General features: G+C 44.8%; 6 protein-coding genes. All 6 read left to right on the forward strand.

Annotation, left to right across the window (positions count from 1 at the left end; all coding sequences use genetic code 11):
• A partial coding sequence (locus A3763_RS28135; protein ID WP_082880381.1) for a hypothetical protein occupies positions 1-796 on the forward strand: 796 nt, incomplete at its 5' end.
• A gap of 6 nt (positions 797-802) precedes the next feature.
• Positions 803-1,504 carry a hypothetical protein gene (locus A3763_RS04640; protein ID WP_068511629.1) on the forward strand — a complete coding sequence of 234 codons (702 nt, stop codon included), beginning with the start codon at positions 803-805 and terminating at the stop codon, positions 1,502-1,504.
• Complete coding sequence (locus A3763_RS04645; protein ID WP_068511626.1) at positions 1,501-2,196, forward strand: hypothetical protein; 696 nt, start codon at positions 1,501-1,503, stop codon at positions 2,194-2,196. Before A3763_RS04640 ends, A3763_RS04645 begins: the two co-directional genes overlap by 4 nt.
• Positions 2,189-2,563: a general secretion pathway protein GspB gene (locus A3763_RS04650; RefSeq protein WP_068511623.1), complete on the forward strand. Its 375-nt coding sequence runs from the start codon at positions 2,189-2,191 to the stop codon at positions 2,561-2,563. The genes A3763_RS04645 and A3763_RS04650 overlap by 8 nt, the downstream gene beginning before the upstream one ends.
• A 159-nt stretch (positions 2,564-2,722) precedes the next feature.
• Positions 2,723-4,384 (forward strand): pilus (MSHA type) biogenesis protein MshL, encoded by a 1,662-nt coding sequence (gene mshL, locus A3763_RS04655; RefSeq protein WP_082870332.1) that lies wholly within the window; start codon positions 2,723-2,725, stop codon positions 4,382-4,384.
• A 22-nt stretch (positions 4,385-4,406) separates the two neighbouring features.
• On the forward strand, positions 4,407-5,155 hold a 749-nt coding region (locus A3763_RS04660), incomplete at its 3' end, for an ExeA family protein (protein WP_231872106.1).

The following is a 5,155-nucleotide window of genomic DNA, read 5'->3' on the forward strand; positions in this document are numbered from 1 at the left end:
TGATTATCGTGAGTGCAATGCGGCAGAGCGTGTATCAGTGCTGGAGTCACTTGTTGAAGAGCATGGCCTCGACGGTGCAACTTGTCGCGTCGTTTTGCCGGCAGATCAGTATCGAGTTTACCCTATCGAGAAGCCAAAAGTTGAAGAGAGTGAACTCGTCGATGCCGTTCGCTGGAAGCTAAAAGACCTACTCGACTATGACGTAAACGATGCGGTGCTGGATGTCTATGATTTTCCTCAGGATGCCCTAAAAGGACGTCCGGAACAGGTGAATGTTGTTTCCAGTCGGTCAGCTTTAATCCAGGATACCGTGAATCTCGTCAATAAGTCTGGTTTGGAACTAGAAACAATTGAGATCTCAGAGCTAGCGATTAGGAATATTGCCTTGCGACTAGCAGGTGATGATCAAAGACCCGTTGCGGTTTTATATCTTCGTCACGGTGCTGGAATGATTGTGTTGGTTAAAGGTGACACGCTTTACTTTTCCAGGCATTTTGACTTTTCTTTACAAGCGCTGAACGATGTCGCGCAGCAAAACTCGGTTATTCAGCAATTATCTTTAGAAATCCAGCGCTCATTTGATTACTTTGAAAGCCAGATGGCTCAAGTTCCTCCGCAAACGGTTGCACTGATGGGCCCTGCACCCAATATGCCATTAGCAAATATGCTTGGTGGTAGTATTGGCGCCAGAGTCGAACCGCTTGATATGTCCTTGTTTATGCAGGACGAGGCAAATCTGGGCCTTGAAGAAATTCAAGCTTTTGTCGCGCTCGCCAGTGCATTGAGAGAGGGGTAGAGCAATATGCAACAAGTAAACCTCTATACCGACGCTTTCAAACCAAAACGCGTAAAGTTACCACTCGAACAAATTATACTTCTGCCTGTTGTCACCTTGCTCTTGCTCATTGGTGTCAGCTTGTGGCTTAGCCATAGCTTAAAGCAGGAAGCTCAAGAGCTTGAAGTAATCAAATCAAAGAATGAAGAAATGGCAAAGCGCCTTGAAACACTAAGCGTTAAAGCTAAACGCATGAGAAAAGATGAGTCATTAGTCGCCGCTAATCAGCGTTTGCACGCTAAAGCTGAAGCTCGTCAACGAATGATCGAAATGCTAGATACGGTTGTAGTTAAAGATGATGAAGGCTTTTCTAATATTCTGCTCTCACTTGCACGCCAGAACTTAGATAAACTATGGTTGAACTCAATAATTATTGGCTCCTCAGGAAAGGAGATGCATATTGAAGGCATTACCCTGAACGGTGACTTGGTGCCCGAGTATTTGCAAAAGCTTCGTCAGGAAGACAGCCTCCTGGGGCGTACATTTACATTGTTTGAACTTGAAAAACACGAAGGGAAGAGACATTGGTTGAATTTCTCTTTGCGCTCTGAAGAGCACACTGCAGCACCTGAGGTGTTACTTTCTCGTCTTGATAGCAGTGAAGCAATACTCAACTATGCTAAAGACTCGGCTGGTTCTTCTGTAGAACAAGAAGGAGGCCAGAAATGAACCTTGAGAAATGGTACGAACTACGTGATAAAACAGCCGACCTAAGCCTTAGAGAACGGGCAATTATGGCGGGTACTGCTGTGGTGATCATTGCTTTTATTTGGCTGCAGACAGGCTTCGCTGATTATGAAAAAAAGCACAAAGCTAACTTAGCCAACAAAGCATCGTTGACACAAGAAACTGTTGAGCAAAGTAATCGGCTCAGTGAGCTGACTTCAGCTTTGGCTCACGACCCGAATGCAGCACTAAGGCAAGAGCAAGAACAATTAAAAGAGCGCCTGCAGGGCTTACGTTTAAAGATAGGGCAGCGTATGAGTAACCTGGTTGCGCCTGAAGATATGGCAAACCTTATGAAAAAGGTCTTATCTGACTACAAAGGCTTGAGCTTGCTAAGTGCCAAAAATCTACCGGTAGAGCCCTTGAACGTGAGTTTGGGGAGTACCACAGACGAATCAGATAAGACTAATGATAGCGCCATTTCTGCAGAGCCTCAGGCGGTTATATTTACGCATGGCTTTGAAATGGAATTGCGAGGAACTTATTTCCAGACGGTTGAATATTTACAGCAATTAGAAAGCTTGAGCGGCTTTTACTGGAGAATGCTGAGTTATAAAGTTGATCGGTACCCTAATGCGACGATAAAAGTTCAGCTCAGTACTCTGAGCCTGGAAGAGGACTGGATCGGTGTTTAAAACTACAATTTACAAGAGCTCTTTAGTATTAGTGTTTGGCTTATGCTTAAGCGCTTCATTGTCGCTGTCCGCCAAACAAACTTATAGTTTGCCTGGCGGTGAGGTCTTGTCTGACCCAACAGCGCCGTATGGGGAAAAGAGAAAGGCTGCCGCGAAAACCAAGCGCCGTATGCCGAACTTCTCTCTCAACTATATAATGAGCGCAGGGGATAACCGCCGAGCAATGATCAATGGCAAAAAAGTGTATGAAGGAGACTTTGTTTCCGGTGCGAAAGTAAGAAGAATTTCGTCGGAGTCTGTCTCGTTGGTGTATGACGGAAGAGAAGTCGTTTTGCACCTCAATAAAATCAAACAAATTCGAAAATAACTTTAAGCGGGCCTAAGCTAAGGTTTGGTCTGCGATATAAAGCCTATAGCTACATGATTGTGGCAGGCTCAAAAGTACAGAAGTGAGAACAACATGGTAAGGTCAAAAGGCTCGTATCAAGTAACAAAACAAGGTGCCCACAGTTTACTGGCATTTTGTATGTGCTTAATTCTATCTGCCTGTGCGAATAAAAATGCGCTGCTCCAGACACCAACCGCGAACACCACGTCGGCGGTTGATCAGATAAACGATACCTTGGATGAGGCGCTTGATGAGCAGAATGAGCCTTTATCTCCCCATGCGAATGAAGAAGTGCCGCTTGCTGTTGTTGACGCACTAACGCCACAAATTGGTAATTACAATAGTGCAATAGGAAAAATTGAGCCGCGCTTTGATATTGGCGTGAACAATGTTCCGGCACGGGATTTCTTTGCCGGCCTTGTAGACGGTACAAATAAAAATATGGTTGTTCATCCTGATGTTAGTGGCAGTATTAGCTTGCAACTCAGGGATGTAACGGTATCTGAAGTGATGAGCATTGCCAAAGATATCTATGGTTATGAATATGAGGAGTCAGGCCGACTTATAAAGGTCTTCCCTGCCGGGCTTCGTACCCAGATCTTTCAAATAAACTATCTGAATGTAAACCGAAACGGCGATAGTGAGACGCGCGTTAGCTCTGGACAAATTACTCAAAACTCAAGTGGAGGAAGCTCTTCCTCAAGTGACTCCGACTCAGATTCTGGCAGTGCTAGTACGCAAAGCAGCGGTTTCGGAACTCGTATTGCGACCACTAACCAGAACGATTTCTGGCAGCGTCTGGAAAGTACATTACAGCTGATTATTGGTAGTAAAGAAGGCAACTCTGTTGTGATTACTCCAAGCACAGGTATGGCCGTCGTACGTGCTGATAGCGACACGCTTGCTTCGGTGGAGCGTTACTTGGAAAGCTCAGAGTTGATACTTCAACGCCAGGTTATTCTTGAAGCGAAGATATTAGAAGTGAGCTTGAATGAAGGATATCAGCAAGGTGTCGACTGGAGCTTCTCACGTGCAAGTGATAGTTTGGACTCATCGGGCAACCCGAAAAATGGTGTGAATTTTACCCAGCTCGCACGTCAGGTGACGTCTGGAGATGTAGGAGGTGTTTTCGCCTCGACAATAAAGCTAGGTAACTTTGATACCACGATCAACCTGCTAGGCACTCAAGGAAATGTTCAGGTATTGTCCAGCCCTCGCATCGCAACGGTAAATAACCAGAAAGCTGTGATAAAAGTAGGAAGTGATGAGTACTTTGTAACAGATATCGATTTTGAATCTAATAGTGATTCGAACTCTACGTCTACAGACATTGATTTGACACCTTTCTTCTCGGGAATTGCCTTGGATGTGACGCCTCAGATTAGTGAAGATGGCAAGATTATTCTTCATGTCCACCCAACAATTAGTAAGGTGGAAGATCAGCAGAAAATTATTTCAGTCGGTGGTCAGGACTTGGATTTGCCTTTGGCATTTTCGAGTATTCGAGAATCTGACAGTATTATTACGGCAGAAAATGGTCAGATTGTTGTGATCGGTGGCCTGATTCAAAATCGAAGTTCGGATAATAATTCCAGCGTGCCTTTCCTGTCTGAGCTTCCTTTGGTTGGAGAGTTATTCAAGCAAAAAGGCGAACAGTCTGAGAAAACCGAGTTGGTTATCTTGCTTCGCCCAACGGTGACGAACCGTCGAGTCATTCGTCAGGATATCAAAGCAAGCCGAGACCGTTTTGGCGAGTTTAGAGATGTAATGGCTGCACCTGTCCAAACCAGTTTTTATTGAGGTTTGGACTTAAGTATAAGACTTGTCGTCTAAAATAGAGCAACTTGATATGTACGAGTCCTTTTTTGGCTTAAATGAAGCGCCATTCACATTGACCCCAAACACTCACTTCTTTCTCAAGTCGGAGACGCATCAACACGGTTTGGAAATGCTGTTATGGGCCTTGAATAACAAAGAAGGCTTTATCAAAGTGTCCGGAGAAGTCGGTACCGGTAAGACTTTACTGTGTAGGAAACTTTTAAACTCTCTCGAAGACCCTTTCGTTACTGTCTACTTGCCTAACCCCCATTTTTCACCGGCAACACTCTATTGCCTGATCTCTGATGAGCTCGAAGCTGCTTTGGAAAGCGCTAGTCCGGCAAATAGTGAAATAATAATTGAAGAGCCTAAACAGCTTGGCTCGGTTGCAACAGATCAGCATGTACTGGCTTTGGGAAATATCCAAAAAGCTTTATTGGCCTTGGCTGCACTCGATAAACAAGTCGTTCTGGTGATTGATGAAGCGCAATCGATGCCGGAAGACACTATAGAAGCCTTGCGCTTGCTCACCAACCTGGAAACGGAATCGGCAAAACTGATGCAGGTTGTACTCTTTGGTCAGCCAGAATTGGATGAAATGTTGAATAGCAAAAGTCTTCGACAGCTGCAGCAAAGAATAACGTTTCAGCATGAAATTCGCCCGCTCGATAGGGAGGGTGTCGAACAATATATTTCTCATCGAATGATCCTGGCAGGATACAGCGGTGGTCGTTTGTTTGAAGCAAAAGCAAT

Source organism: Oleiphilus sp. HI0128, from assembly GCF_001635365.1.